The following is a 24,090-nucleotide window of genomic DNA, read 5'->3' as shown; positions in this document are numbered from 1 at the left end:
TCCCAATTAGCCGCGTCAATTGCGGCCAAATAGGTGTCGCCCTCGGGCCGGGCATGAACTTCGGTGACTTCCAGACGGTCGGCGCATCCGAGCCATTGTGCGTAGATTTCCGCACCCCCAATGACGGCGATTTCAGTGGCGAAACGCCGCAGCGCGTCGCCGGTTGCGACCGCGCGGGCGTCCGTCAACGAAGTCGTGACGACCACGCCCTGGCAGCGAAAATCGCCATCGCGGGTGAGAACGATGTTGGTTCGACCAGGCAGCGGCCGGCGCAGCGAGACCAAGGTCTTGCGACCCATCACGACCGGCTTGCCCATCGTCATCGTCTTGAAGCGTAGTACATCGGTCTTCAGCCGCCAGGGTATCGCCCCGCCTGCGCCGATCACGCCATTGTCGGCGACGGCCGCGATCAGGACGATTTCCATCAGCGCTTTCCTTCCGCCAGCGCCGCCAGCGCCGGACCGGCAACCTTGCACACGGTCCACTCGCCCATCAGCACGGCGCCGAGCGATTTGTAGAATTCGATCGAGGGGGTGTTCCAGTCGAGCACCGACCATTGCAACCGCGACCAGCCGTTCGCCACGCACTCCTTTGCAAGATGCGACAACAGCGCCTTGCCGATGCCGTTGCCGCGCAGCGCGGGGCGCACGAACAGGTCCTCCAGATAGATTCCGGAGCGGCCGCTGAAGGTTGAAAAATTGATGAACCAGACCGCAAAGCCCGCCGCTTCGCCATTCCATTCCGCGATGTCGCAGAACAGCCTGACATTGCTGCCGAACAGCGCCTCGCTAATCATCGCCTCGGTGGCTTCGACCTCGTGCGAGAGCTTCTCGTATTCGGCAAGTTCGCGAACCAGCGACAGGACCAGCCCCGCTTCATCGGGACGCGCGCGACGGATGATGAGGGACATTCAATCGCTCACACCGCGACCTCGGCCCGGATGTGCGGGTGCGGGTCGTAACCTTCCAGCACGAAGTCCTCATAGCGGAACGCAAAGATATCCTTGACCTCGGGGTTGATCTTCATGGTCGGCAGCGCTCGCGTCGGGCGCGTCAGTTGCAACCGCGCCTGCTCGAGATGGTTCGAATAGAGGTGCACGTCGCCGAAGGAGTGAATGAACTCTCCTGCCTTGAGGCCGGTTACCTGGGCGACCATCATGGTCAGCAGCGCATAGGAGGCGATGTTGAAGGGCACGCCGAGAAAGGCGTCCGCCGAACGCTGATAAAGCTGGCAGGACAATTTGCCGCCGGCGACATAGAACTGGAACAGGCAGTGACAGGGCGGCAGCGCCATCTTCTCGACCTCGGCGGGATTCCACGCAGTCACGATCAGGCGCCGCGAATCCGGATTGCGCCGGATCATGTCGATGACATTGGCGATCTGGTCGATGCTGCGCCCGTCCGGCGCGGGCCATGAGCGCCACTGCGAGCCATAGACCGGGCCAAGATCGCCATTGGCGTCGGCCCATTCGTCCCAGATCGTGACGCCGTAGTCGTTGAGATATTTGATGTTGGTGTCGCCTTTGAGAAACCACAGCAGTTCATAGACGATCGCCTTGAGCGGCAGCTTCTTGGTGGTCAGCATCGGAAAGCCGGCGGCCAGATTGAAACGCATCTGGTGGCCGAAGATCGACAACGTCCCGGTGCCGGTGCGGTCGGACTTCTTCACCCCGTCACTGAGAATCCGTTCGAGCAGATCGTGATACTGAATCATGGTGTTGCGTCAGGGCCTTGAGAACGAACAGGAGAGAAGCGGAGCCGCTAGTTTTAACGGCGCTTTCATCATCAAAAAGTGCCGATTCGCCTCTTTCGCCCGATTATACCCCGAAAAATGAGCATCCCACCTAGAGCTCCGGTTCCGAAGTTCGCAAGCTATCGTGGCGACCTCTGATGCGAACTTCGGAATCAAAGGAGCTCTAGCAACTTGTTGTAGCGGCTTTGAATTTGAAGTTCCTTTGATGGGATGGCAGCAACACTGATAGGAACTTCAAATTCACCGCACTAGTAACAGCAAGGCGGCCGTTTGGGCGGTGTCCCGGCTGCAAACCATGGTTTTCACCCGATCAGGCCGGCAAAACCGAGACATCCGCCGGCCATGAGCATCCAAAGCGGATTGAGCCGGGTTACTGACGCCAGCACCGCCGCGCCGACCGTGACCAGGACCGCAGCGAGCGTCCGGTCCGAGGTCCGCGCCAGGATCAAGCCGCTCGCGGCCATCAGTCCGATCGACAAAGGAACCAGCGCCGCCTGGACGATGGCAGGCCAGCGCGCGTGCGAGGATCGCGCCAAAAAGCGACTCACAAACAGGGCGAGCACCGCCGTGGGCACGCACATCGCAAGCGTTGCGACCAGCGCGCCCGTGACGCCCGCGACCGAATAGCCGATCAGGGTGACGATCAAGACGTTCGGTCCCGGCGAGAGCTGCGAAATCGCGTAGACATCGGCGAACTGCTTGTCGGTCAGCCAGTGGCGAACGTCGACCGCAACCCGATGCATTTCGGGAATGGCGGAATTGGCGCCGCCGACCGCAAACAGCGACATCAATGCGAAGGTGAAGGCCAGCGCGACCAACGGGTTGGAATCCGAATTCATGTCGCGCTCCTTTGCATCGCAAAGCTGATGGCGATGCTCACGGGGATCGCCACCAGCAACACCGACGGCAACGGCAACCGCAACACCCCGATCGCGACGAACACCGCGGTCATGACCACAAGCCCGACCACGTCGCGCCGCTTGAAGAGCGGCGTCATCATCCGAAACACCGCCGAAAGCATCAACCCGATCGCCGCGCAGGCGACCCCCGCCAGAATTCGCCGCAACGCTTCGATTTCGCCGTAACGCTGATAAAGCGCGGCAAGAATGGTCACGATCACGACTGGCGGACCGACCAGTCCGGAGAAGGCGGCAATGGCGCCGGCAAGGCCACGAAAGCGCGATCCGAACACGAATGTGAGGTTCACGACATTCGGCCCGGGCAGGAAGTGACACAGGGCGAAGGTCTCGTTGAACTCGTCGGCGGTCATCCAGCGGTGTTGATCGACGATGCCGCGCCTGGCCCAGACCAGCACGCCGCCGAAGCCCGCGAGCGACATCTTGGCGAATGCCGCAAACAACGCGATCAGGGTGGGGGGTTTTGGTGTCGATATCGAAAGATCCGGCGCCGGGACGGCGGCCGGCGGCGAATCCGGGGACATGGTGAAGAATTTAGAATGTACGCCCGGCAGGGCCAATCAATATTCCGGCGTTTTCACCCGGAAAGCCGGCCGGTTCCTCCCCCGAGGAGAAGTTTTCGGCTCTGTTTTTCTCAACTTTTGCGCCCTATATTGGGGGTGCCGGTTCGCCGGCTATGGAGATAAATAACCGTCGCAATAAACCATTCGGACCCGGGGGCAGTACCCGGCGCCTCCACCCAAGCCCGCGGCACGGCCGGCGGCCTTCGGCGGGGGCGAACCAGGATCGACGAGGGCGTAAAGGACGTGTTTTTTCCCGGTATGGTTCCGCCGATATCGGGCCATGCAATAGTTGCAAACGACAACTATGCTCCGGTTGCTCAGGCCGCTTAAGCGGTTTGAAAGACCATCTTGAAGTCCTGACGGGTTAGCACCGCCAGGCGGGGTTCGGAGGCACCTGGCAACAGAAGCCTCCACTTCAATTTGCCTATGTTTTGGACGGTCCGCAATTTTCCTGAGGCATTTCCGCCGCGCTACTGACCTCGGCCCGTCGGCGGAGTACCATGGAGAATGCGGGCCGAGTCGGGTCACCGGCCTGTTTTCGAAGATCGCAGGCGGGAATCGAAGGCGACAGGACCGATCATGGCGACGGATCACATTCGATACGACGTGCTGGCGCGCGACGCGTTGCGCGGGGTGCTTCGCCGCGTTTTGGCTGATGCTGCCGAGCACGGCCTGCCCGGCGAGCACCATTTCTTCATCACCTTCCTGTCCACCGCCGAAGGCGTGAAGCTGTCGTCCCGGTTGCTGGCGCAATATCCGGAAGAGATGACGGTGATCCTGCAGCACCAGTTCTGGGACCTGGTGGTGACCGAGGATCGTTTCGAGGTCGGCCTTTCCTTTGGCGGGATCCCCGAGCGCGTCGTGGTTCCCTTCAACGCCATCAAGAGCTTTTTCGATCCTTCCGTGCAGTTCGGCCTGCAGTTCGAGCCGCAGGACACGGTGGCCGAGACGCGCGCGAGCGATCGCGCGGCCACTCCGGCTGTGCCGGCCGCGCCCCCGTCTGCCCTGCCCGCTCCGCCGGCCGAGAGCGCAAGCGAGCCGGCAAAATCCGGCGAGGGCGCCGAAGTCGTGCGGCTGGATCGCTTCCGCAAGAAATAGTCCGCAACCAAAGCCTTGCCCGCCGTAGAATGAACTGAACAGGCACGCGCGGGGGAGCAAGCTGATGGCCCGGTCGACCGAATCCCGTTCCGGTTCCACTCGCACCGAGACCGACAGTTTCGGTCCGATCGAGGTTCCGACCGATCGCTATTGGGGCGCACAGACCGAACGGTCGCGGCAGAATTTTCGCATCGGCCAGGACCGCATGCCGATCGCTATCATTCATGCGCTCGGCATCGTCAAGCTCGCGGCGGCAGAAACCAATCGCGAGCTCGGCCTCATCGACCGGTGCCGCGCCGGCGCGATCATCCGCGCCGCGCGCGAGGTGATCGGGGGCAAGCTCGACGATCATTTTCCCCTGGTGGTCTGGCAGACCGGGTCCGGCACCCAGACCAACATGAATCTCAACGAGGTGATCGCCAATCGCGCCAATGAACTGCTCGGCGGCAGGCTCGGCGCCAAGTCGCCGGTTCATCCCAACGATCACGTCAATATGAGCCAGTCCTCCAACGACTCCTTCCCGACCGCGATGCACATCGCGGCAGCCGCGGGCATGACGAACGACCTGATTCCCTCGCTCGAGCGGCTTCATCTGGCGCTGCGCAGCAAGGAGAAGGAATTCGGCCATATTGTCAAAATCGGCCGCACCCATACCCAGGATGCAACGCCACTGACGCTCGGGCAGGAATTTTCCGGCTATGCCGCGCAGGTCGAAAGCGGGATGGCGCGATTGCGCGTGGCGATCAGGGACATGTATCCGCTGGCGCAAGGCGGGACTGCGGTCGGAACCGGACTCAATTCAAAGCCGAAATTCGCAAGGATTTTCGCCAGGCACGTGGCCAGGATCACGAAACTCCCCTTCACCAGCGCCGCCAACAAGTTCGAGGCGCTCGCGTCCAATGACGCCTATGTGTTCGCACATGGCGCCATCAACGCCATGGCCACCGGCCTGTTCAAGATCGCCAACGACATCCGTCTGCTTGGGTCAGGTCCGCGTTCGGGCCTGGGAGAACTGATTCTGCCGGAGAACGAGCCCGGTTCCTCGATCATGCCCGGCAAGGTCAATCCGACCCAGTGCGAAGCCGTCACCATGGTTTGCTGCCAGGTGTTCGGCAATCACACGGCCATCACAGTTGGCGGAAGCCAGGGCCATTTCGAACTGAACGTCTACAAACCTTTGTTGGCATATTGTATGATGCATTCCATCCAAATAATGGCCGATGTCGCCCTTTCATTTACGGAGCACTGCGTCGAGGGAATACGAGCCGACGAAAAACGCATTCGTGAACTCATGGAGCGTTCACTGATGCTGGTGACGGCGCTCGCGCCTAAAATTGGCTACGACAATGCTGCAAAAGTGGCGAAATCAGCGCACGCCCGCGGCACCACCCTGAGAGAGGAGGCGGTTCGTCTGGGCTTTGTTTCGGCTGACGAATTCGACCGGCTGGTGAGGCCGGAAAAAATGACGCACCCCGGATAAAGGACGACCAGCTTTGCGCCGCAAGCGCGGTCGGATAGAAAGTTGTCCATCATGTCGCCCAAAGAATCATGCTTAAGTGACTTCATCGAAGCGGCTACCCGTGTTAGAGGTCACGGATATTTTTAAGATCGAAGCACATTTTTTGATCTGTCAGGGATCACAATGGAGAATTTCTTAAATGAAGACCGAGCGGAATATCGCGGTTCTTCCGCGATTGGATGCGGGTCGTGCAAATAGAACCCGCGCACGATTAGGCTGCAGTTTCTCTCAACCAAGCGGATTGCTTCAAATGGTCGCTGCCCGTCACGGCAGCGACAGGCGTCCGGCTTGCCGACGAATCACATGATGGGGGTCGGCATGGGGGAATTGGTCAATTTCAGGCAATTCAAAAAGCGCACTCGGCGAGAGGAGGCGGAAAAACAGGCCGCCGCCAATCGAGCGCGATTTGGCCGTACCAGGGCGGAACGCATCCTGGACGAGCGCCGCGCAAGCGGCGCCGATAAACTTTTGGATCAGCATCGCATCGATGGCGAGGACCCATCATGAAATCGCCAGTTGTGAAACGATCAATCGTGGTCGCCGGTCACAAGACCAGCGTCAGTCTCGAAGAGGCATTCTGGAACGGCATGAAGGAGATTTCCGGACGTCGCAACATGACCCTTTCCGAGCTGGTGGGCGAGATCGACGGCAACCGCCAGCAAGGCAATCTGTCATCTGCGATTCGTCTGTTCGTGCTGGATCATTTCCGGTCGCAAGCCTGTGGTGAACCGGCCGCAGAGGATGCGAAGCCGCATGCCAAGGTGGCGGTCGGCTCTGATTGATCAGGGCCGGTTACGCCGTTCACGTGTCTTGATTCGTTTTCCCTGACGCGAGACGGCGGTTATATTTGCCCGGAACGGTTCCGCGTCCGGGCACGCTTGCTTGCGCCTCTTCGCGTCATTCCGGCTTCAGGTTCAGGGCATGGCAAGCGTTGCAGCGCTGGCGCAATTGTCCGATCAGAGAGCGGAACTCGTCGGGCCGTTTGGCGCGGCTGGCGTCCCACGCGATCTTTGAAGCTTCGCCGGCGCGCCGGTAGAACTCGGCGAAATTCGACCACAGATCCGGATTGGCGAACGTGTCGGTTGCGGGATCGCGGTCCGCACCCGGCTTCCATTGATTGGTGGGTGGCGGAAACAGATGCGGAAACGCCATCAGCATGGTCGAGATGGTTTCCGCGTGCTCCTGGGCATCCCCCAGCACGAGCTTGCCTTCCGGCGCCAGCATGGTCTCGATCTCGTCCATGTTCATGTCGATGGCGCCCATCAGGATCTTGCGCGCGAAGATGGTGTCCTTGGGTGCGGGCTGATCCTGCGCCGAGGCCGGTCCTGCGGCCACGGCGATCGCCAGCGCCGCCACTGCGGCGGTGAAGCTAAACGCTGATCTGAGGGGGAGAAATCTCACGTCGACTATTCCAGTCCCGGCATTTCCTGCTCGCGGATGTTGGCCTTGAAAACTTCGCCAGTCGCAACCACGGTGAGTTGCCGCATCAGGCCGCTCTTCTTGCCTTCCTCACGCAGGGGATAAAACAGCACCTCGACCTGCTCGCCGGGTTTGATGGCATCGCGCCGCCATCCGCCGACCCGCACCAGGTTTCCAGGGCTCGTCGTCTCCATCAGCCACTCGGCGGGCGCTTCGCCCGCACTGGATGAGCCGTTGAGCGTCAAGGTGACGTGCGGGTTGACCCAGCGCAATTCCACCACGCTCCCCTTGACCGTCATCGTCTTGGAGAAATCGAACATCGAGGCCGAATGATGGGCGGCGACCTGGGTTATTCCCGCACCCAGCAGCGCCACCGCCGCAAGCGCGCCGATCGATTTCATCAATTGTCGCATGAAGAACTCCTGTTTGTTTTTGCCGGCTACTTTGCCGGAACCGCCGTCGTATGTCCCCACTCGGACTTTTCGACCGGCACGAAGATGTGATCGCCTTCCGCATTCACCCGCTCCGCCAGATCGCCGGTGGCGCAGACGCCTTCGACGATGTCGAACTTGCGCGCGCGCTGGCGGAAGAAGATGCGCGTCGTTTTCCACGGCTTGGTCAGGATTTTGGGCGCGATGATTTCGAGGTCATCGTGCAGGATGTCCTTTTCCGCAAGATGAATGCGCTCGATCACGTGCATGTCGCCGTTGTTGGGCAGGCCGACGGCTTCGCTGATGGCAAGCGGCGCTTGCGGCAGGATATCCACGGTGTCGACGACCAGCGTATCGCCTTCCCAGTGTCCGATCGAATGGCCGTGGAAGGTCGGATCGGACGCCTCCGGGTGAGCGCGGCCGTCGGTGTAGATGCGGCGAATGCGGTTGCCGTCGGATTCACCGAGCATGGTTACACGCCCCGGCGTGAACAGCATTTCCATCGCGTTGTGGGTGACCAGCATCCAGGACGGATGCGCCTCGGGCAGACAATTGGCGAAGATCAGGCGCGGCCGGCCGGCCTTTTCCTCGGCGAACATCTGTTCGACTTTCCTGGCAGCGGCCTCATTCCACGGCGGTGGATTGGTTTTGACCTGGGCGTCCTGGTCCGTGATCTTCGGATTCCAGACGCCGCTCCAGTCCGGCAATTTGGCGATATCGGCCCAATCCTGAGCCGTCGGCGGCGGGTTGATGACGGTTGGCGTTTTCTTGGGCGCCTGCGCTGAAACGATGGGCGGCGCAACCAGCAAGGCAACGAGACCGGCAAAAACGGCGCAAAGTGGAGCAGTTTTCACGTGCATATCTCCGAACAGCAGGTGCTCACACAAAAGCTAGCGGCAAATTGTTTCATTTTGTAGTCAGTGCATCGTGAAGCCGATCCCGCGGCCGAGCGCCACCACGCCGATCCATAGCAAAAGCGAGATCGCAGCAGCGGTCCTGGCGGCGGTTGGCGTGCGTCCGTCCACCTTGTCCCAGTGCTCGATATCGCGAACGCCGATCAGATGAAACAAACCCATGTTGAGACCGGCGAGCGCAAGCAGCACGAGCTTTCCCTGAAACAGGCGGTTGTGGGCATAGTGCACGGCGTCCGAGGAGAACATGAGCGAGCCGGTGAACGCGGCAACCGCAAATGCGCCCCAGGTGTAGGGGATCACGTCGCGCATGACGCGGCGGACCGTGAGATCGAGCGAGGCGAAGCCGAGCAGCCGGAGGTCGACGATCGAGATCGTCCCGACCACGAGCACGATCGCGAGCACGTGAATCGACTCGATCCACGGAAACAGGATTTCGTTTTCGCCGATCGCGCTTGCGACCTGCGTGTTCTGGAGCCAGTCCAGAGCGCGGTCAATCTCCAACGAAAAAATCCTCGTGATTCATTGCGCCGATCCGGTTCGAGCGTCAGGCGAAATAGGCGATCCAGCGGCCCGCGAAGATGATCGAGGACCAGAGCAACATCGAGACGATGGCAATCGTCGCCGCGCCCGCACGCGGCCTTGCGCCTGGCTCGCCGAATCCGGCGTCGCGGCGCTGAAAGAATTGAAACAGCCATGTCACGATCAACGCCCCGACCAACAGCCCCATCTTGAGCTGGAAGGCCGGGTTCTTCAGCGAACGCGCCGGCTCCGCGATGATCATGATGATGCCGGTGCCGAGCAGGACGAGCAACGGCCACCAGACCAGCGGCAGGAAACGCGCGGTCACATTCTTCATCGGCCGGTTGGCCCAGAACACGCCGATCAGACGAAGATCGATCATCAGCGCCGAACTGGCCACCACCGCAATTGCGAGGATGTGAATCGTCTGCACGGTCGGCACCACCCAGCCGGCAGCCTGGATCGACTGGCTCAGCGCCGTGTGGTCGATCCAGCGGCAGATTTCGTTAAGCGTCAAAGCCATTCAGCAACAAAGCCAGTTCGGCAAATTGTCATCAGGGGAGCGCGGACCAACAAGGCCGTAACCGTATATCCGGCCGGGTCGGGCTGAGAATATCCGTTTTTCACATGGACGCATGTATGAGACGAAAGCCCTCACGAATTTTGTCTTGAGCCGACGGAATAATTTCAAAAGCGCATTTGAACTAGTACGCCTGCTGCGGCGAGCCGAATAGCGGCGGGGTGAGTACCAGCGGCGGTTTTGGCCTCGCCGGGCGTGCAACGCTCGGTGCCGGCCGCACCTCGATCGGCGGCGGCAGCGGCGGAACCTGCTGGCTCACGACCGGGGCATCGGGCGGCGGGTTGGCTGCGGCAGGATTCGCAACCGGGACATTGGCGGCGGGCGCATTTGCGCCTTGCGGCGCCGCAGGCGGACGCGGCGGCGCGATCCTCGGCCTCGGCGCGGGCGCCGGCGACTGGATGGGGCTGCGTGGAATCGAAGCCGGCGCGGCCGATGTCGGCGCTTCTCCGCGCTCGATCGAATCGAGCCTCCTTGTCTCGCGATCGATCGCTCTCACCGCGAGCCACGATGACAGGGCCGTGACATCGACGCTGCGATTGAGTGCGTCGGGCGAGCCGGCGGCAAACACGACGATTTCAGGGCGGCTGGTGGCGAGTTCAGCAGTTCCGGAGGAAAAGACCGCGCGAATATCGGCCTGGTCGGCCGGAATATCGTATCCGCCGGAAACAACGGCGTGGGCGATGTCGGAATTGAGCGTGGTGGCGGCGACGCGAAGCCGCCCGTCCCGGATCGCAAACGGAATTTGCGCGGATGCGACCAAGAGCGCACCGCCCGACAACGCCGGTTCCACGATCTTGCGCAGCCTCATATCATCGGTCGCCTGTCCGGCGTCGCTGGCGTGGATCGCAAGCTCGAAAGCGCGCGGATCCAATCCGGGGATACGTGCGGAGGCGAGGGTCAAGGTTCCGCTTCCCGACAGCGCGCCGATCAGGGCGGAGGCGCTGCGGCCCTGGCTCGACAGCGTCATCTGCAGCGAGGCACGGCCCGCCGGCATCGTGAACGCGCGATAACGCAAGGCCCCGCCATCGACCGCGTCGAGTTGGACGCGGGCATTGAGCCCAAGCCCGCCCGCGCCCTGCCTGATGTCAACGGCGCCACTTGCCTCGCCGCCGCCGATGCCGCCCTTGATGGCGTCGAACACCAGCGATTGACCGTCGCCCTTCACGGTGCCGCTGAGAGGACGCAACTCGGTGCCGCCCGGAAGCACGCCGCGCAGCGCCTGAAACGCTATTCTGCCGCGCCAGCCCTTCAGAAGCCCGGCACCGAGCGGCTCGGTTACGTCGCGTCCGGCGGCGCCGATGGCGAGCGCAAAGGCCGGCGCAATTTCGAGCGAATCCAGCCCGAGTTCGCCTTCGACCTTGCGTTCAGCCTCGAACGTCACGGCCAGGTGGCCGCGCAGCCGCGAACCCGCCATCGTGCCATCCAGATCTTCAAGGCTGAGCTTGCCCTCCTGGAGCGACATGCGCGAGGACAGGCTGATGTTCTGCGTGAGCTTGTCGGAGCGTTTGAGCTCGAACAGCGGCGCGAGATTGAGGCTGCGCGCCTTCACGCTGACGCTGCCATTGGGCCGGGCCGCAAAGGGATCGGCGGTGCCTTGCGCCTCGGCATCGAGGCCTGCGGCGGAAAGATTGAATTTCAGCCGCAATGGCGCGCCCCACACGCCGCTGAGCGATCCCTGGAATTGACCCGCTCCATCGGCTGCCGCGAGTGCGCCGTCGAGTCCGAGCAAGGCAAGGAGCGGAGCGCCCTGCTCCGACGACAGTTTCGTTTCCAGGCTGATTTCGCTGCGACGCAGCCTGTCGAGATCGATCTCCCGCAGGGCTGCGGCCTCGGGCCGCGCGGTGATGGTGGCGGTCCCCCTGAACTGCGGCGCATCGAGGTCGAAGGTAGCACGCGTATCGGCGTGGTCGACGCGATCGGCATTCCTGTCGACGGCGAGCATCAGGTTGATGCGCGCCGGACCCGGGATTAACGCCATGGAATTGAGTCGCGCGGCAACCGACGGTGCCACCGGAGCCATGAGCCCGGCGAACTGGCCAAGCGAGGCCGCACTTGAATTCAGCGCGAGCTTTCCCGTAGCGTTGGAGCGATCGAACGCGCCGAAGGCCTCGACCGTGACGCCGCTGGCCATGCCGATCTTCAATCGATCGAGCGCGATAGACTTCGGCCCGTAGCCGAATTTGGCCGCCAACGGACTGAGTTCCTGGCCGGCCAGGATGGCACGAGAGATGTCGAGCGAAACCTGCGCCCGCTCCGGCCACTCGCCTTGTGGGCCCAAAATCGCACGCGCGAACGCGGAAGCAGAATCGAGATCGAGGCGATCGGCCTTCAGCTCCGCTTCAAGCGAGCCGCCGCCCTGGCCGTCATGCGAGACCGCAATCCGGCCTCCGATGGTGCCGCCGTCGATCTCGCACCTGATCGCATCGATCGCAAGGCGATCGACGCCGATATCCACGTTGCCGCCAAGCCGCAGCGGCTTCTGGCTGCGATAGGTCAATTCGTTCCGGCCCTGCAGCCACATCACCAGCGCATCGGGATCGGCTGAATCGACATTGAGCGCGCCCTTGAAATGACCGGGTGGGCCGGCTTGCGCATTACTCCCGCTCAGGGACAGATGGGTTGAGCCCGGCGCCCGAACATCGAGCCGGTCGATGGTCCAGGAGCGGGTGTCGGTCTTAACCTCCGCGGCAAAGTTCTGCAGCGGGCGTCCGCCCATCATGATCTGTTCGGCGCCAAGTTCGACCTGCGCGGGAAGCGGCAATTCCGGCGCGGCGGCGATCAGCGCACGCCAAGCGGGCAGGACGCGCACCGGCTCGGCACCGCTGTCCTTGGCCGTGCTGTCCTTCACACTCTCCTTGGCTGCAAACCTGTCGGCATCGAGCTGCCGCGCCGAGAGCGTGGCATGAAGCAGCGGTGAGGCGCCGAAGCGAACGTCGCCCTGACCTGCAAACTTGAGCGCCCTGTCTTCGGCGCCGTAATTGACCTCGATCTGTTCGAGCTTGGCCGCCGCATGATCGGCCTTGACCCTGGCCGCAATCCGCCACGGTGGCTGTGTCGGGTCGGTGCTGCCCTTCGGCTTCGGCCGGGGTGAGGCGGCCAGCGCGACCGAGCCTTCAAAGCGCGGAGCGCGGGCATCGAAGTTCAATATGCCGTCGAGTTCCGCCGATAGCGGCCGCGTTCCGGGGTCGAGGTTCAGGTGGATGCGGGTGCCGGTGCCGTCCCCGCTCTGTCCGGAAGAGACGCGAAACGGATAGCGGACGTCCTTGAGCAGGAAACTGCCATCGCCGCGCACGGAGCCCGCGAGCGCGCGCACGTCGCCGGAAAAGACGATTTCGTTCAGCTCGAGCGTGCTGTGGCTCAAGGCGTCGTGCAACGCGGCGCGTCCCGTCAGGTTCAGGCGGTCGATCGACAGCGCGCCCAGGCTGAACTTGCCGGTCGAAGCCGGCCAATCGATCCGGCCCTGCGGGTCGAGCCCGACATCGAGCGCCATGCCGTCTATCGTCAGTTCGGTGGCGCGCCACTCGCCGCGCATCAGCGAGCCCAGGCTGAATTCAACGTCGAGCTTGTCGGCCCGGACCTTGCCGAGGTCATTGGCGCCGCCGACCACCACCGAGCGCAGCCGCAGCGAGGGCGAGGGCAACAGGCGCGCATCGAGCTTGCCGGCGACGCGCACCGGCGCGCCGATCACCTGCGTCGCCTCAGCCTCGAATTGCGGCCGGAACTGATTCCAGTCGACAAAATACGGGCCGATCAGCGCGGCAACCAGCGCAATGATGAAGGCAATCGCCAGTCCGAGCAGCGTCGTCTGCACGGTTTCTCCTTATGCGCATGAGCCGGAAAAGCGGCAACGCCTTCTCCGAAAGCTTCATGCTCAGACAACAAGCTAAGGCGCGATCGCCATTCGAATTTGGAGGATCGCGCCTTGAAGGCCTAAGGCCTGCCCGCCTGCGCGGCATGACCTGCCGCCTGTGCCCTGGCCTTGCGCCCTTGGCGCCCGGATCCGAAGGCAAAGCCCGCGCCGAAATCAGTGCCCCAGCAAGGACATATATAGAGAAAACTGTGGCGAAGTCACAGCAACCTCACATGAGACTTTCGCCGTCACCAGCTTGCGGGCAGCCGCTTCAGTCCGCGCAGGACGAAGGTCGGTCGCCATTCCGGATTTTCCGCGTCGTCAAGTCGCAGCTCCGGCAGCCGGCGCAGCAATGTCGAGATGGCGATTTCGGCCTCGATACGCGCCAGCTGCGCGCCAAGACAGAAGTGAATGCCCCCGCCGAACGACAGCGGGCGCACGTTCTGACGGGTGATGTCGAGACGGTCCGGCCGGTCGGGATAGACCGCGGGGTCGCGGTTGGCCGATCCCAGCAGGCAAAGCACGGTTTCGCCCTTCGGGATATTCTTGTCGGCGAGGCCATCGATATCCTCAAGCGCCACGCGCCCGGTCAGCTGAACTGAAGAATCGTAACGCAGAAACTCCTCGATCGCGTTGACAATCAAGGCGGGATTGGCCTTGAGCAGCGCGAGCTGGTCCGGATTGCGGTGCAGCGCCAACAGCCCGTTGCCGATCAGGTTGACGGTGGTCTCGTGGCCGGCGCCGAACAGGAGAATGATGTTGGCGGTCAGTTCCTCAGTGGAAAGCTTGCTGCCATCTTCCTCGGCCTGCACCAACTGGGTGGTCAGGTCGTCTCCAGGATTCTTGCGGCGCAGCTCGAACAGTTGCTGAAAATACATCTGCGCCATCAGGTTGCCGGCATTTCCTTGCGCGATTTCGGCAGGCGTCAGCGGCACCGGATCGAGGATGCGGCCGCCATCCCGGGAGCCCGTGTAAAACGCCTCGCGATGTTCCTCGGGGATGCCGAGCATGTCGCAGATGATGGTCACCGGCAGGCGAAAGGCAAAATCCTCGATCAGGTCCATGTGCCCGCGCTCCGCCACGCGATCGATGGTCTGGTCGACGACCTCCTGGATGCGCGGCCGCATGTCCTCGACCCGGCGCGCCGTGAAGGCCTTCACCACGAGGCCGCGCAGGCGGGTATGGTCGGGCGGGTCCTGCTGCAACATCCAATGGCTCATGCTGCGGAAGATCGGCTCCTCCATGATTTTCGATCCGTAGCGCCGCTTCGAGCGCTCGACGAAATCCTTGCCGAAGCGCTTGTCCCGCAGCACGAGGCTCACCTCGGCATGCCGGCTCGCCAGATACATGCCGTGCGCCGTGATATGCACGGGATCGGTGCGGCGCAGCCGCTCGTAATGCGGATAGGGATCGCAAATGAACTCCGGCGACAACGGATTGAAAAGCGGCTCCATCGTCGCGGCTGCCTGGGCGTGCTCGCTCATGGCGCCCTCCTGCGGTTTGCCCGATTAAGCCCACATGCCGCCCGTCACGGCAAGCTCATTATTGCCGGACGGTCAGGTCGATAACCGGTGCAACCGGCCCGCGACGGCGCGAACTTTTCCAGGCGCCGCCAGCCAGATCGCCAGTGCCGAGAGAGCGCTCACGCCGATGGCGATCAGGAATGCGAGCGTGTAGTTGCCCCAGAGATCATGCAGCAGGCCCGTGACCAGGGGACCCGCGGCTCCTCCGGCAAGGGCGGCGACCATGATGGTGCCGAAAATGCTGCCGTAATGCTTGCCCTGGAAAATTTCGACTACCACGGCTCCCATGATCGAGGTCAGGCCGTAGCCGAGCGCGCCCTGCGACACCACCATGAGGTAGACCAACGGCAAGGTCGGATATCGCGCGAGCGCGATCAGCGCCGCAAAACAGACGGCAAAGCCTGCGCAGCTTGCCGACCAGATCCATTCGCGCCCCACACGGTCCGAGATGTGCCCGAGCAGGATCTGACCGGGAATGCCGAGCAGACTGACAGCGCCGAGCGCCCAGACCGCCACGTTCGGACTGAACCCGACGTCGAGCAGGTATTTGGTCTGGTGCACCTGCACCGCGTACCAGATATACAGACCACCGGCGTAACCGATCGCGAGCCACCAGAAGCGCGCGGTGCGCAGCGCGCGCCTCAAGGTCCAGTCCACGCCGGCCCAATCGGGATCGACGATGTTGGAGAGCGGCGAGACAGACGCGGCCGAAGCCGCGGCGTCGCCGTCAGGCCGCAGCCCAAGATCTTCCGGCCGCTTGCGCAACAACAGATTGATCGGTGCGAGCACCACGAGCACGAGAAGGCCAATGGCCGTGCAGGCGGTCCGCCAGCCGGAATGATCGATCATCCATTGCACCCAGGGCAACAGCGTCACCGAACCGATGCCAACACCCGCAAAGGCGAAGCCGATGGCAAGCCCGCGCCGGCGAATGAACCAGTTGGGCAGGAACAGCGATTGTCCGGAATAGCCGAGGCAAATGCTCCCGGCACCGACCAGCACGCCAATGGTCAGATACAAATGCCAGGGCTGGCTCGTCAGTGGCGCGAGCAGAAGCCCGCCCGCCATCAGCGCAACCCCGAGTTCCATCACGCTGCGTGGACCCAGGCGGTCCATCAGACGGCCGATCAGCGGGCTGACGATGGCCGACACCACGAAGCCGAACGAAAAGGCGCCAGCGGTGACACCGCGCTCCCATCCGAACTCGTCGATGATCGGCGGGAAGAACAGCGAGAACGCGGTGCGCGCGTTGACCCCGATCGCCATGGTGATGAATGTCACCGCGATGATGATCCAGCCGTAGAAGAAGGGAAGCCGCATCGGGGAGCTTTCTTTCCGATCAATCCCGGTCAGTCTCTGACCAACACCGCATTCATACAACGGCCGTCATTGCGAGCGAAGCGAAGCAATCCAGAACGAGAGAAAGATACTGGATTGCTTCGTCGCTCGTGCTCCTCGCAATGACGAACAAACAGATATAGGATCGAGCATCAGTCATCGGTTCAACTACCGCGGAGGTAAAGATGGCGTTGAGTCTCAAAGAGATGATGGAAGCGGCCAACGCGGTGGTGCCGAAGATCACGCCGACGAAGGCGCGCGAGATGATCGCCGGCGGCAACGCGCTGTTGGTCGACGTGCGCGACGCCTCGGAAGTTGACAAGAGCGGCAAGGCTGCCGGCGCCGTACATGTCTCGCGTGGCATGCTGGAATTTCGCGCTGACCCGGAATCGCCCGCCCACGACAAGAACTTCGCCAGGGACAAGAGGGTCATCCTTTACTGCGGCTCCGGCGGCCGCGCGGCGCTCGCGGGCAAGCTGCTCAAGGACATGGGCTACGGCGAAGTCTACAATGCCGGCGGCTTCAAGGATTGGGTCGAGAGCGGCGGCGCGGTCGAGAAGGCCAAAGAAGCGTGAAGCGAATTCGCTTCACTGCCGCAGGATCGGATGCTCCTGCAACACGTCTTCCCTGATGGAAGCGGCGCCAACGGCACGAAACAGTATCCGCGCCGTTGGCTGATCGTTGGCTTTCAGGCAAAGCCCGATAATCTGGCGCACCGCGGAATCGCGCAGCAGGTCGTCGCCGATCTTCATGGCGATTTCCATCGCGACGCGTGCGGCGCGTTCGTATCGCTCGGCCTCCGCCTTTTTCTTTCGGGTATCGGGCTTGCCGGCGCGAGAGGCTACCTTTTCGGCACTGTCGGCGGCGCTGCGGCAGATGTCGCGGATCCTGTGCGCGGCCTCGATGTCGCCGAGCGGCCACTCGATCGGCTGGTCCCACACCTCAGGAGGTCTGTCCTTTCGAAACAACCGCATGGCCATGAAACGATTGAAAGCACGCGGCCGTGGCAGGTTTGCGGCCTGCGTCATGATCGCGCGTCTGTCCGAAGACCTGTCCCGATTGCGGAGTTGCATCATCGTGCGGCCTCCTGAACCTTCACGCTAAATCCAGTCCACTAGCCGTGCAGTCGAATGCTCGGCGCGGAGGGCCGCACCTTTCGCAGGGTAATCGGCGAGCCATCGGAATCGAAGCGCAACTCGTACCGCTTGCCGGTTCGATCGGTTGCCACGCAGGCGATGCTGGAAACCTGCCCCATCGCGAAGTTCCCGAACTGCGTGCATTTTCCAGCCGAGGATTCCACGAACGGAACCGGCAGGCCGTCGACCTTCGGCCGGTGCTTGGAATTCAGAACCATCCGGTCAATCGGCAACTCGTACTGATTCTGATCGGTCCGCTGGCCGTTCTCCCCCGAGAAGGAAATGATGTGGCTGTGGTCGGCAGGGTCGTCGAGCGCGATGGTGAAATAGGCGCGGCCGCGGGTGCTATGGGCGAATGCAACGGCCTTGCACGCGAAATCCCTCCCGGCAACGCTGAGGATGCTGCATCGGCCCGACATCAGCGCCAGCATATCGGTGTCCGGCTCTGGTGGCTTGAGGTCGTTGGCGACCTCCTCGGCCAGGCAGGGGGTGGCAATCAGGAACAAGGCGGCGGCAAGGATTTTCCAGTGGAAGCGCATCGTCATGCCTGGTCAAAAGCCCCCAATAAATCGCTGCGAACGGTCGAATGACAACTTCGCGACCATGATACCAGTTCCCGGCTAACCGGCCGATTGGACTGAAATGAGGCCTGATCGCGTCCGCGAGCAAATTTACCTGCCTAAAACCAATGAATTCCTAACATTGGATAGGCCTGTGGCCCCACGAGGCGCCCGAAAACGCCTCAGAGGGGTGGAATTATTTTTCCCGGATTGAAGATGTTTTGGGGATCGAGCGCCTGCTTGATCGCACGCATCGCTTCGATCGCCTCGCCACCGAGTTCGCCCACCAGGTATTTCTGCTTGCCCTGCCCGATCCCGTGCTCGCCGGTGCAGGTACCGCCCATGGACTGCGCCCGCTCCACGAGGCGGTGCATGAACTCCTCGCCGCGCGCCATCTCTTCGGAATCCTCGACGTCGCACATCAGCGAGCAGTGAAAGTTGCCGTCCCCGACGTGGCCGACGATCGGCGACTGCAATTTGAGGCGCTTGAGATCGTCTTCCGTATCGGTGACGCAATCGGCCAGCCGCGAGATCGGCACGCACACATCCGTCGCCACGACGCCTGCGCCCGGACGGAGCGCTTTCACCGCCCAATAGGCGTCGTGGCGCGCCTGCCACAATCTGGTGCGGTCTTCAGGCCGCGTGGTCCAGGTGAAATCGCCGCCGCCGCATTCCCTGGCGATTTCGCCGAAATTCTTCGACTGCTCGGCGACCTCATTGGCGCTGCCGTGGAATTCCAGAAGCAGAAGCGGTGTCTCGGGCAGCGACAATTTCGAATACGAGTTGCAGGCCCGCACCTGTTCGGCGTTGAGCAGTTCGATCCGCGCGACGGGAATGCCGGTCTGGATCGCCAGGATCGTCGCCTGGCAGGCGCCGGCGACGCTGTCGAACGAACAGGCGGCCGCCGCAATGGTCTCGGGAATGCCGCGCAGGCGGATGGTGAGCTCGGTGATGATGCCGAGCGTTCCCTCCGCGCCGATGAACAAATGGGTGAGGTCGTAACCGGCACTCGATTTCTTCGCCCGCGTCCCTGTGGTGATGATCTCACCGTCGCCGCGCACGACCTTCAGCGCCAGCACGTTCTCGCGGATGGTGCCGTAGCGCACCGCATTGGTGCCGGAGGCGCGTGTCGAGGCCATGCCGCCGAGCGAGGCATCCGCTCCGGGGTCGATCGGAAAAAACAGGCCGCTGTCGCGCAAATGCTCGTTGAGCGCCTTGCGCGTGACGCCGGGCTGGATCACGCAGTCGAGGTCGTCGGCATGAACCTGAAGCACCTTGTTCATGTCGCGAAAATCGATCGACACGCCGCCGGCCGGCGCGTTGATCTGTCCTTCCAGCGATGTGCCGGTGCCATAGGCAATCACAGGCACGCGATGTCTGGCGCAAATCCGCACCACATCCTGGACGTCTGAAGCCTCTTGCGGAAAAAACACCGCGTCCGGCGGCTGCGATTGGAGCCAGGTGGTGGTATGGCCGTGGTGCTCGCGCACTGCCCTTGAGGTGACCAGCAGGTTCCCGAACCGCACCGCGAGGGCCTCGAGGGCAGCCGCCAGCACCTTCGGCTCCACGCGCGGCAAATGGTTGGCAACCGTCATTCCCAATGCAAAATCCTCCCGGCCAAATCAGCGTGGCAAAGGATATACAGGGGGTCAAGGGATGATGTCCGAACCGATGGAATCAGGCGAATGAAGAAACCTGCCGCGCTAGAGGATGCATTGCCCGCACCGTTCCTGTCGTCGGTGATGAGAATCGAGCCGCAATGGATCGACTACAACGGCCATCTCAACATGGCCTATTACAACGTGATGTTTGATCGCGCGATCGACGAATTGTGGCTCAAGCTCGGCATCGGCCCCACTTACATGCGGACGCGCCACGGCTCGACATTTACGGCCGAATGCCACGTGCGCTACCTGCGCGAGATTCATCTCGGCGACCCCGTGCAGATTTCGATCCTGCTTTTGGCCGCCGACGAGAAACGGCTGCACACCTTCGAGGAATTGCGCCACGCAGGCGAAGGCTGGCTGTCAGCCACCTCCGAAAACATGACCATGCATGTGGATATGAATACGCGAAAAACCGCGCCGTTTCCCCCCGACATCAAGGCGCGGATCGATGCGGTGGCAAGGACGCATGCCACCGCGTCCCGCCCGGAGGGCATCGGCCGCAAGATCGCGATACCCTCCAGGAAGTAGGATGCAGCTAGACGCGGGTACGGCCGCGTGCCAGCCCCACCACGGCCGAGACCAAAAACAGCACGACCGCGATGAAGAAGATGATCTTGGCGATCTCAACCGACGCGCCGGCAATGCCGCCAAATCCCAAAATACCGGCGATCAGGGCGATGATCAGGAAAGTAACGACCCAGCTCAGCATGACGAAAATCTCCGCTTTTTTACGCTTGCACATCAGCGCAAGGCGCGATGACGCATTCGCCGGATCAATTCCGGCCTTGGAACGAAGGTTCCGGTGCAGCCGGAGCCTTGGAGGCCGAAAAATGTCGTTCTATTGGGAACAAATCCGCGCGCGAAACGCGGCTCGTCCGGGCCCTGAGGGGCGCGGGATAAGTGCTGTCAAAGGCGGCCCAAAATCCCTATATGCCTGCCATTCCTGCTATGAAGGCTCCTCTTCCAGCCCCGCGTTGCGAGTGTCATCGTGGGGACTAGTGGAGTGGATTTGACATTCGCTACCCACCTAACCGCGGGATCGAAAGCGAATGTCAAATCCCAAACTCCACTAGTGTGGCGGTTCAGAAGTCCGCATCATTGCAGGCCACGAATTGGTAATGCGGACTTCTGAACCAAAGCCACACTAGAAACAATGACTTGCCAGTGTCCTTTGGATTCCGAAGTTCGCAAACAAGATCGCCGCAAAATGATGCGAACTTCGGAATCAGGACACTAGAATCTTATATTTGCTGGTGGTCCTTTGATTCTAACATTCGCAAAGGTGTCCGCTGCAACGGGTAGCGAATGTTAGAATCGGACCACTAGATACGAATCGCCAATGACCGAGCCGAACAAGCTGACCCATCACGGCGTGCCCGATCACCAGCCTCTTGCTGGCGGCATCGCCGCGCGCGCACGCGCGGCGGCGAGCCCGGCCTATTTGGCGGGCCTCAATCCGGAGCAGCGCGAGGCCGTGGAAACGCTGGACGGGCCGGTGCTGGTGCTGGCCGGCGCTGGAACCGGCAAGACGCGCGTCCTGACCTGTCGTATCGCGCATATCCTCTCCACCGGCCGGGCGCGGCCAAGCGAGATTCTCTCGGTCACCTTCACCAACAAGGCGGCGCGCGAGATGAAGATGCGGCTCGGCCAGATGCTCGGCCAGGCGGTCGAGGGCATGCCGTGGCTCGGCACCTTTCATTCCATCGCCGGGCGGATCCTGCGCACCCACGCCGAGATGGTGCAGCTCAAATCCAATTTCACGGTGCTCGACGTCGACGACCAGGTCCGGCTGATCAAGCAGCTGCTGCAGGCCGAGGGCATCGACGACAAGCGCTGGCCGGCGCGGATGCTCGCCAGCCTGATCGACGGCTGGAAGAACCGCGGGCTGACGCCGGCGCAGGTGCCGCCGGGCGAAGCCGCCGTCTTTGCCAACGGCAAGGGCGGCAAGCTCTACACCAGCTATCAGGAGCGGCTGAAAATCCTCAACGCCGCCGATTTCGGCGATCTCCTGCTTGAGAACATCCGCCTGTTCCGCGAGCGAGCCGATGTGCTGCGGCAATACCAGCACCGCTTCAAATTCATCCTGGTCGACGAATATCAGGACACCAACGTCGCGCAATATCTCTGGCTGCGGCTGCTCGCGCAATCGCCGGTGTCGTCACGCGCTGTGACACCCTCTACCCTTGCGGGGGAGGGTGGCGGCGAGCCAACGGGTCGACGCGAAGCGTCGCCCGATGACAGGCTCCGCGAGACGCCGGGTGAGGGGTATCCTGTCACAGACGCCGCAACGAACCCCTCACCCGCCTCGCCGCTTCGCGGCTCAGCACCCTCTCCCGCAAGGGGAGAGGGCATAGAGTCTCCTCTGCCCAAGAACATCTGCTGCGTCGGCGATGACGACCAGTCGATCTACGGCTGGCGCGGGGCCGAGGTCGACAACATCCTGCGCTTCGAGCACGACTTTCCCGGCGCAAAAGTGATCCGCCTCGAGCGCAACTATCGCTCCACCGGCCATATCCTCGCGGCCGCCTCGCATCTGATCGCGCATAATGAGGGCCGGCTCGGCAAGACATTGCGCACCGAGGACGTCGACGGCGAAAAGGTCACCGTGACCGGCGCCTGGGACAGCGAAGAGGAAGCCCGCGCCATCGGCGAGGAGATCGAGGATCTGCAGCGCAAGGGCGACAGGCTCGACGAGATCGCGATCCTGGTTCGCGCCTCGTTCCAGATGCGCGAATTCGAAGATCGCTTTGTCACGCTCGGCCTGCCCTATCGCGTGATCGGCGGTCCGCGTTTCTACGAGCGGGCCGAAATCCGCGACGCGCTCGCTTACCTGCGCGTGATCTCTTCGCCCGCCGACGATCTCGCCTTCGAGCGCATCGTCAACGTGCCCAAGCGCGGCCTTGGCGATGCGACGCTGCAGATGCTGCACGATCATGGCCGCAAGCGCCGCATTCCGCTCTATGAGGCGGCGCGCGCGGTGATCGAGACCGACGAGTTGAAGCCGAAGGCGCGCGGCGCGCTGCGCGATCTCCTGGCGAGTTTCGACCGCTGGCGCGCGCAATCCGAGGTGACCTCGCACACCGAATTGGCCGAGATCGTGCTCGACGAGAGCGGCTACACGGACATGTGGCAGAAGGACCGCTCCGCAGATGCCGCTGGAAGGCTCGAGAACCTGAAGGAGCTCGTCCGCTCGATGGAGGAATTCGAAAACCTGCACGGTTTCCTCGAGCACATCTCGCTGGTAATGGACCGCGACGGCGGCACCGAGGAAGATGCGGTGTCGCTGATGACGCTCCATTCGGCAAAGGGTCTGGAGTTCGACAACGTCTTCCTGCCCGGCTGGGAGGAAGGTCTGTTTCCGAGCCAGCGCACGCTCGACGAACAGGGACGGGCAGGACTGGAAGAGGAGCGGCGCCTGGCCCATGTCGGCCTTACTCGCGCCCGCCGCCGCGCCAAGATCTATTTTGCCACTAACCGGCGCATTCACGGCACCTGGTCGACCACGATCCCGTCGCGCTTTCTCGACGAGTTGCCCGTGCATCATGTCGAGATCACGGAATCGAAGGGCGGCTCCGGCTGGGGCGGCGCCGGCGGCTACGGCCCGTCGCGGTTCGACAATGTGGAATCCTTTGGCTCGAGCTACACGACGCCGGGCTGGCAGCGGGCGCAGGCCAATCGGGCGCGCGGCCCCGGCGGCCGCGAGACTGACTTCAGGAAAGGCGGCTTCAACGAAGGCCAATCGCCGTTCTCGGGCTCGCGCAGCGACGCCTCAGGCTCGCGCAGCGATGCCTCCTCGCGCCGCGATGGATTGGCGCGCAAGCGTGCGCCGATGGTGATCGAAGGCGAACTGATCGCGAAATCAACCGGCACCACGTCCGAGTTCAACCTGGACGACAGGGTGTTTCACCAGAAATTCGGCTACGGCCATGTGGTGAAGATCGACGGCAACAAGCTCACTATTGCGTTCGAGAAGGCCGGCGAGAAGAAAGTCGTCGACAGTTTCGTCGAACGGGCCTGAATGCCATAGCTTGCGCTAGATCAACCCGAATTCAGTTCAGCGCGGGCATATCTCGTGCCTTTCGGGGTTAAGCTTTGGACGAAATGCAGGCCGACGACCCGGGGCCGGTCGTTCTACGTTGTAAAACAGTAGCCGTGAGCTCAACGACGAGCGTGTGAGTGAGGTTTTTGCGTATGGATGGGGAGGAAGTCGGCGACTTCTTGGCGGGCGGCGGCGAGCTCGGCGCGCTGACAAGGGCCTTCGACTGGTCAAAAACCTCGCTCGGCCCTCCCGAGATGTGGCCGCA

General features: G+C 62.6%; 24 protein-coding genes and 1 other RNA gene. 8 read left to right on the top strand and 17 right to left on the bottom strand.

What is annotated here, in order from left to right; all coding sequences use genetic code 11:
• The 5 genes from VNX23_RS15175 to VNX23_RS15155 form a co-directional block, all read right to left on the bottom strand.
• The coding region (locus tag VNX23_RS15175; RefSeq protein ID WP_325631300.1) for a dihydrofolate reductase at nt 1-425 on the bottom strand (425 nt) is incomplete at its 3' end.
• Nucleotides 425-910, bottom strand: coding sequence for a GNAT family N-acetyltransferase (locus VNX23_RS15170; RefSeq protein WP_325631299.1), 486 nt, complete (start codon nt 908-910; stop codon nt 425-427). The genes VNX23_RS15175 and VNX23_RS15170, both read right to left, overlap by 1 nt.
• Before the next feature lie 8 nt (nt 911-918).
• Nucleotides 919-1,713 (bottom strand): thymidylate synthase, encoded by a 795-nt coding sequence (locus tag VNX23_RS15165; protein WP_325631298.1) that lies wholly within the window; start codon nt 1,711-1,713, stop codon nt 919-921.
• Nucleotides 1,714-2,054: 341 nt separating this feature from the next.
• Entirely contained in the window at nt 2,055-2,591 is a 537-nt protein-coding gene (locus VNX23_RS15160; protein WP_325631297.1) for a chromate transporter, read from the bottom strand.
• Nucleotides 2,588-3,193, bottom strand: coding sequence for a chromate transporter (locus tag VNX23_RS15155; protein ID WP_325631295.1), 606 nt, complete (start codon nt 3,191-3,193; stop codon nt 2,588-2,590). Before VNX23_RS15155 ends, VNX23_RS15160 begins: the two co-directional genes overlap by 4 nt.
• A gap of 98 nt (nt 3,194-3,291) precedes the next feature.
• Between VNX23_RS15155 and ssrA the strand changes: the two genes are divergently transcribed.
• From ssrA to VNX23_RS15130, 5 genes are all read left to right on the top strand, one after another.
• Nucleotides 3,292-3,647: a transfer-messenger RNA gene (ssrA, locus tag VNX23_RS15150) on the top strand.
• A 164-nt stretch (nt 3,648-3,811) separates the two neighbouring features.
• Nucleotides 3,812-4,330: an SspB family protein gene (locus tag VNX23_RS15145; protein ID WP_325631293.1), complete on the top strand. Its 519-nt coding sequence runs from the start codon at nt 3,812-3,814 to the stop codon at nt 4,328-4,330.
• A 64-nt stretch (nt 4,331-4,394) separates the two neighbouring features.
• Nucleotides 4,395-5,810: a class II fumarate hydratase gene (fumC, locus tag VNX23_RS15140; RefSeq protein ID WP_325631291.1), complete on the top strand. Its 1,416-nt coding sequence runs from the start codon at nt 4,395-4,397 to the stop codon at nt 5,808-5,810.
• Between the two features lie 342 nt (nt 5,811-6,152).
• Entirely contained in the window at nt 6,153-6,356 is a 204-nt protein-coding gene (locus tag VNX23_RS15135) for a DUF4169 family protein (RefSeq protein ID WP_414643003.1), read from the top strand.
• Nucleotides 6,353-6,631, top strand: a complete 279-nt coding sequence (locus VNX23_RS15130; protein ID WP_325631290.1) for a ribbon-helix-helix domain-containing protein — start codon at nt 6,353-6,355, stop codon at nt 6,629-6,631. The genes VNX23_RS15135 and VNX23_RS15130 overlap by 4 nt, the downstream gene beginning before the upstream one ends.
• A gap of 115 nt (nt 6,632-6,746) precedes the next feature.
• Here the strand turns inward: VNX23_RS15130 and VNX23_RS15125 are convergent, their stop codons facing one another.
• From VNX23_RS15125 to VNX23_RS15090, 8 genes are all read right to left on the bottom strand, one after another.
• Complete coding sequence (locus VNX23_RS15125; RefSeq protein WP_325631288.1) at nt 6,747-7,250, bottom strand: cytochrome c; 504 nt, start codon at nt 7,248-7,250, stop codon at nt 6,747-6,749.
• A 5-nt stretch (nt 7,251-7,255) separates the two neighbouring features.
• Nucleotides 7,256-7,681, bottom strand: coding sequence for a DUF6152 family protein (locus tag VNX23_RS15120; protein WP_325631286.1), 426 nt, complete (start codon nt 7,679-7,681; stop codon nt 7,256-7,258).
• Nucleotides 7,682-7,707: 26 nt separating this feature from the next.
• Nucleotides 7,708-8,553, bottom strand: coding sequence for a hypothetical protein (locus VNX23_RS15115; protein WP_325631284.1), 846 nt, complete (start codon nt 8,551-8,553; stop codon nt 7,708-7,710).
• Nucleotides 8,554-8,616: 63 nt separating this feature from the next.
• Nucleotides 8,617-9,114, bottom strand: a complete 498-nt coding sequence (locus tag VNX23_RS15110) for a DUF6644 family protein (protein WP_325631283.1) — start codon at nt 9,112-9,114, stop codon at nt 8,617-8,619.
• Nucleotides 9,115-9,157: 43 nt separating this feature from the next.
• On the bottom strand, nt 9,158-9,655 hold the full coding sequence (locus tag VNX23_RS15105; protein WP_325631281.1) for a DUF6644 family protein: 498 nt from the start codon (nt 9,653-9,655) through the stop codon (nt 9,158-9,160).
• A 181-nt stretch (nt 9,656-9,836) separates the two neighbouring features.
• Nucleotides 9,837-13,523, bottom strand: coding sequence for an AsmA family protein (locus VNX23_RS15100; RefSeq protein ID WP_325631279.1), 3,687 nt, complete (start codon nt 13,521-13,523; stop codon nt 9,837-9,839).
• A gap of 287 nt (nt 13,524-13,810) precedes the next feature.
• Entirely contained in the window at nt 13,811-15,046 is a 1,236-nt protein-coding gene (locus VNX23_RS15095) for a cytochrome P450 (RefSeq protein ID WP_325631278.1), read from the bottom strand.
• 72 nt (nt 15,047-15,118) lie between these two features.
• Nucleotides 15,119-16,405: an MFS transporter gene (locus VNX23_RS15090; protein ID WP_325631276.1), complete on the bottom strand. Its 1,287-nt coding sequence runs from the start codon at nt 16,403-16,405 to the stop codon at nt 15,119-15,121.
• A gap of 203 nt (nt 16,406-16,608) precedes the next feature.
• Between VNX23_RS15090 and VNX23_RS15085 the strand changes: the two genes are divergently transcribed.
• Nucleotides 16,609-16,998, top strand: a complete 390-nt coding sequence (locus VNX23_RS15085) for a rhodanese-like domain-containing protein (RefSeq protein WP_325631275.1) — start codon at nt 16,609-16,611, stop codon at nt 16,996-16,998.
• A gap of 12 nt (nt 16,999-17,010) precedes the next feature.
• Here the strand turns inward: VNX23_RS15085 and VNX23_RS15080 are convergent, their stop codons facing one another.
• The 3 genes from VNX23_RS15080 to VNX23_RS15070 all read right to left on the bottom strand — a co-directional run bounded on the left by VNX23_RS15080 (nt 17,011) and on the right by VNX23_RS15070 (nt 19,714).
• Entirely contained in the window at nt 17,011-17,451 is a 441-nt protein-coding gene (locus VNX23_RS15080) for a hypothetical protein (RefSeq protein WP_325631273.1), read from the bottom strand.
• Between the two features lie 86 nt (nt 17,452-17,537).
• Nucleotides 17,538-18,104 (bottom strand): hypothetical protein, encoded by a 567-nt coding sequence (locus tag VNX23_RS15075; RefSeq protein WP_414643001.1) that lies wholly within the window; start codon nt 18,102-18,104, stop codon nt 17,538-17,540.
• 197 nt (nt 18,105-18,301) lie between these two features.
• The gene (locus VNX23_RS15070) at nt 18,302-19,714 is read right to left on the bottom strand and encodes an FAD-binding oxidoreductase (RefSeq protein ID WP_414643002.1); all 1,413 of its coding nucleotides are present in this window, start codon (nt 19,712-19,714) and stop codon (nt 18,302-18,304) included.
• A gap of 90 nt (nt 19,715-19,804) precedes the next feature.
• Between VNX23_RS15070 and VNX23_RS15065 the strand changes: the two genes are divergently transcribed.
• On the top strand, nt 19,805-20,314 hold the full coding sequence (locus VNX23_RS15065; RefSeq protein WP_325631269.1) for a thioesterase family protein: 510 nt from the start codon (nt 19,805-19,807) through the stop codon (nt 20,312-20,314).
• 7 nt (nt 20,315-20,321) lie between these two features.
• Here VNX23_RS15065 and VNX23_RS15060 read toward each other — a convergent pair whose 3' ends face one another.
• Nucleotides 20,322-20,495, bottom strand: a complete 174-nt coding sequence (locus VNX23_RS15060) for a DUF1328 domain-containing protein (protein ID WP_325631268.1) — start codon at nt 20,493-20,495, stop codon at nt 20,322-20,324.
• Nucleotides 20,496-21,125: 630 nt separating this feature from the next.
• Here VNX23_RS15060 and VNX23_RS15055 point away from each other — a divergent pair.
• Nucleotides 21,126-23,804, top strand: a complete 2,679-nt coding sequence (locus VNX23_RS15055) for an ATP-dependent helicase (RefSeq protein WP_325631266.1) — start codon at nt 21,126-21,128, stop codon at nt 23,802-23,804.
• The last annotated feature ends 286 nt before the right edge of the window (nt 23,805-24,090 follow it).

The sequence above is a fragment of the Bradyrhizobium sp. genome, assembly GCF_035570375.1.
GTDB lineage: Bacteria > Pseudomonadota > Alphaproteobacteria > Rhizobiales > Xanthobacteraceae > Bradyrhizobium.
The sequence above is the reverse complement of the archived record's forward strand: the minus strand, read 5'-3'. Positions and strand labels throughout refer to the sequence as shown.

What these genes read in the sequence shown, in the direction of transcription:
- VNX23_RS15170 (WP_325631299.1), bottom strand. Translation starts at nt 910, where the DNA reads ATGTCCCTCATCATCCGTCGCGCGCGTCCCGATGAAGCGGGGCTGGTC.
- VNX23_RS15165 (WP_325631298.1), bottom strand. Translation starts at nt 1,713, where the DNA reads ATGATTCAGTATCACGATCTGCTCGAACGGATTCTCAGTGACGGGGTG.
- VNX23_RS15160 (WP_325631297.1), bottom strand. Translation starts at nt 2,591, where the DNA reads ATGAATTCGGATTCCAACCCGTTGGTCGCGCTGGCCTTCACCTTCGCA.
- VNX23_RS15155 (WP_325631295.1), bottom strand. Translation starts at nt 3,193, where the DNA reads ATGTCCCCGGATTCGCCGCCGGCCGCCGTCCCGGCGCCGGATCTTTCG.
- VNX23_RS15145 (WP_325631293.1), top strand. Translation starts at nt 3,812, where the DNA reads ATGGCGACGGATCACATTCGATACGACGTGCTGGCGCGCGACGCGTTG.
- fumC (WP_325631291.1), top strand. Translation starts at nt 4,395, where the DNA reads ATGGCCCGGTCGACCGAATCCCGTTCCGGTTCCACTCGCACCGAGACC.
- VNX23_RS15135 (WP_414643003.1), top strand. Translation starts at nt 6,153, where the DNA reads ATGATGGGGGTCGGCATGGGGGAATTGGTCAATTTCAGGCAATTCAAA.
- VNX23_RS15130 (WP_325631290.1), top strand. Translation starts at nt 6,353, where the DNA reads ATGAAATCGCCAGTTGTGAAACGATCAATCGTGGTCGCCGGTCACAAG.
- VNX23_RS15120 (WP_325631286.1), bottom strand. Translation starts at nt 7,681, where the DNA reads ATGCGACAATTGATGAAATCGATCGGCGCGCTTGCGGCGGTGGCGCTG.
- VNX23_RS15105 (WP_325631281.1), bottom strand. Translation starts at nt 9,655, where the DNA reads ATGGCTTTGACGCTTAACGAAATCTGCCGCTGGATCGACCACACGGCG.
- VNX23_RS15095 (WP_325631278.1), bottom strand. Translation starts at nt 15,046, where the DNA reads ATGAGCGAGCACGCCCAGGCAGCCGCGACGATGGAGCCGCTTTTCAAT.
- VNX23_RS15090 (WP_325631276.1), bottom strand. Translation starts at nt 16,405, where the DNA reads ATGCGGCTTCCCTTCTTCTACGGCTGGATCATCATCGCGGTGACATTC.
- VNX23_RS15085 (WP_325631275.1), top strand. Translation starts at nt 16,609, where the DNA reads ATGGCGTTGAGTCTCAAAGAGATGATGGAAGCGGCCAACGCGGTGGTG.
- VNX23_RS15080 (WP_325631273.1), bottom strand. Translation starts at nt 17,451, where the DNA reads ATGACGCAGGCCGCAAACCTGCCACGGCCGCGTGCTTTCAATCGTTTC.
- VNX23_RS15075 (WP_414643001.1), bottom strand. Translation starts at nt 18,104, where the DNA reads ATGACGATGCGCTTCCACTGGAAAATCCTTGCCGCCGCCTTGTTCCTG.
- VNX23_RS15070 (WP_414643002.1), bottom strand. Translation starts at nt 19,714, where the DNA reads ATGACGGTTGCCAACCATTTGCCGCGCGTGGAGCCGAAGGTGCTGGCG.
- VNX23_RS15065 (WP_325631269.1), top strand. Translation starts at nt 19,805, where the DNA reads ATGAAGAAACCTGCCGCGCTAGAGGATGCATTGCCCGCACCGTTCCTG.
- VNX23_RS15060 (WP_325631268.1), bottom strand. Translation starts at nt 20,495, where the DNA reads ATGCTGAGCTGGGTCGTTACTTTCCTGATCATCGCCCTGATCGCCGGT.
- VNX23_RS15055 (WP_325631266.1), top strand. Translation starts at nt 21,126, where the DNA reads ATGACCGAGCCGAACAAGCTGACCCATCACGGCGTGCCCGATCACCAG.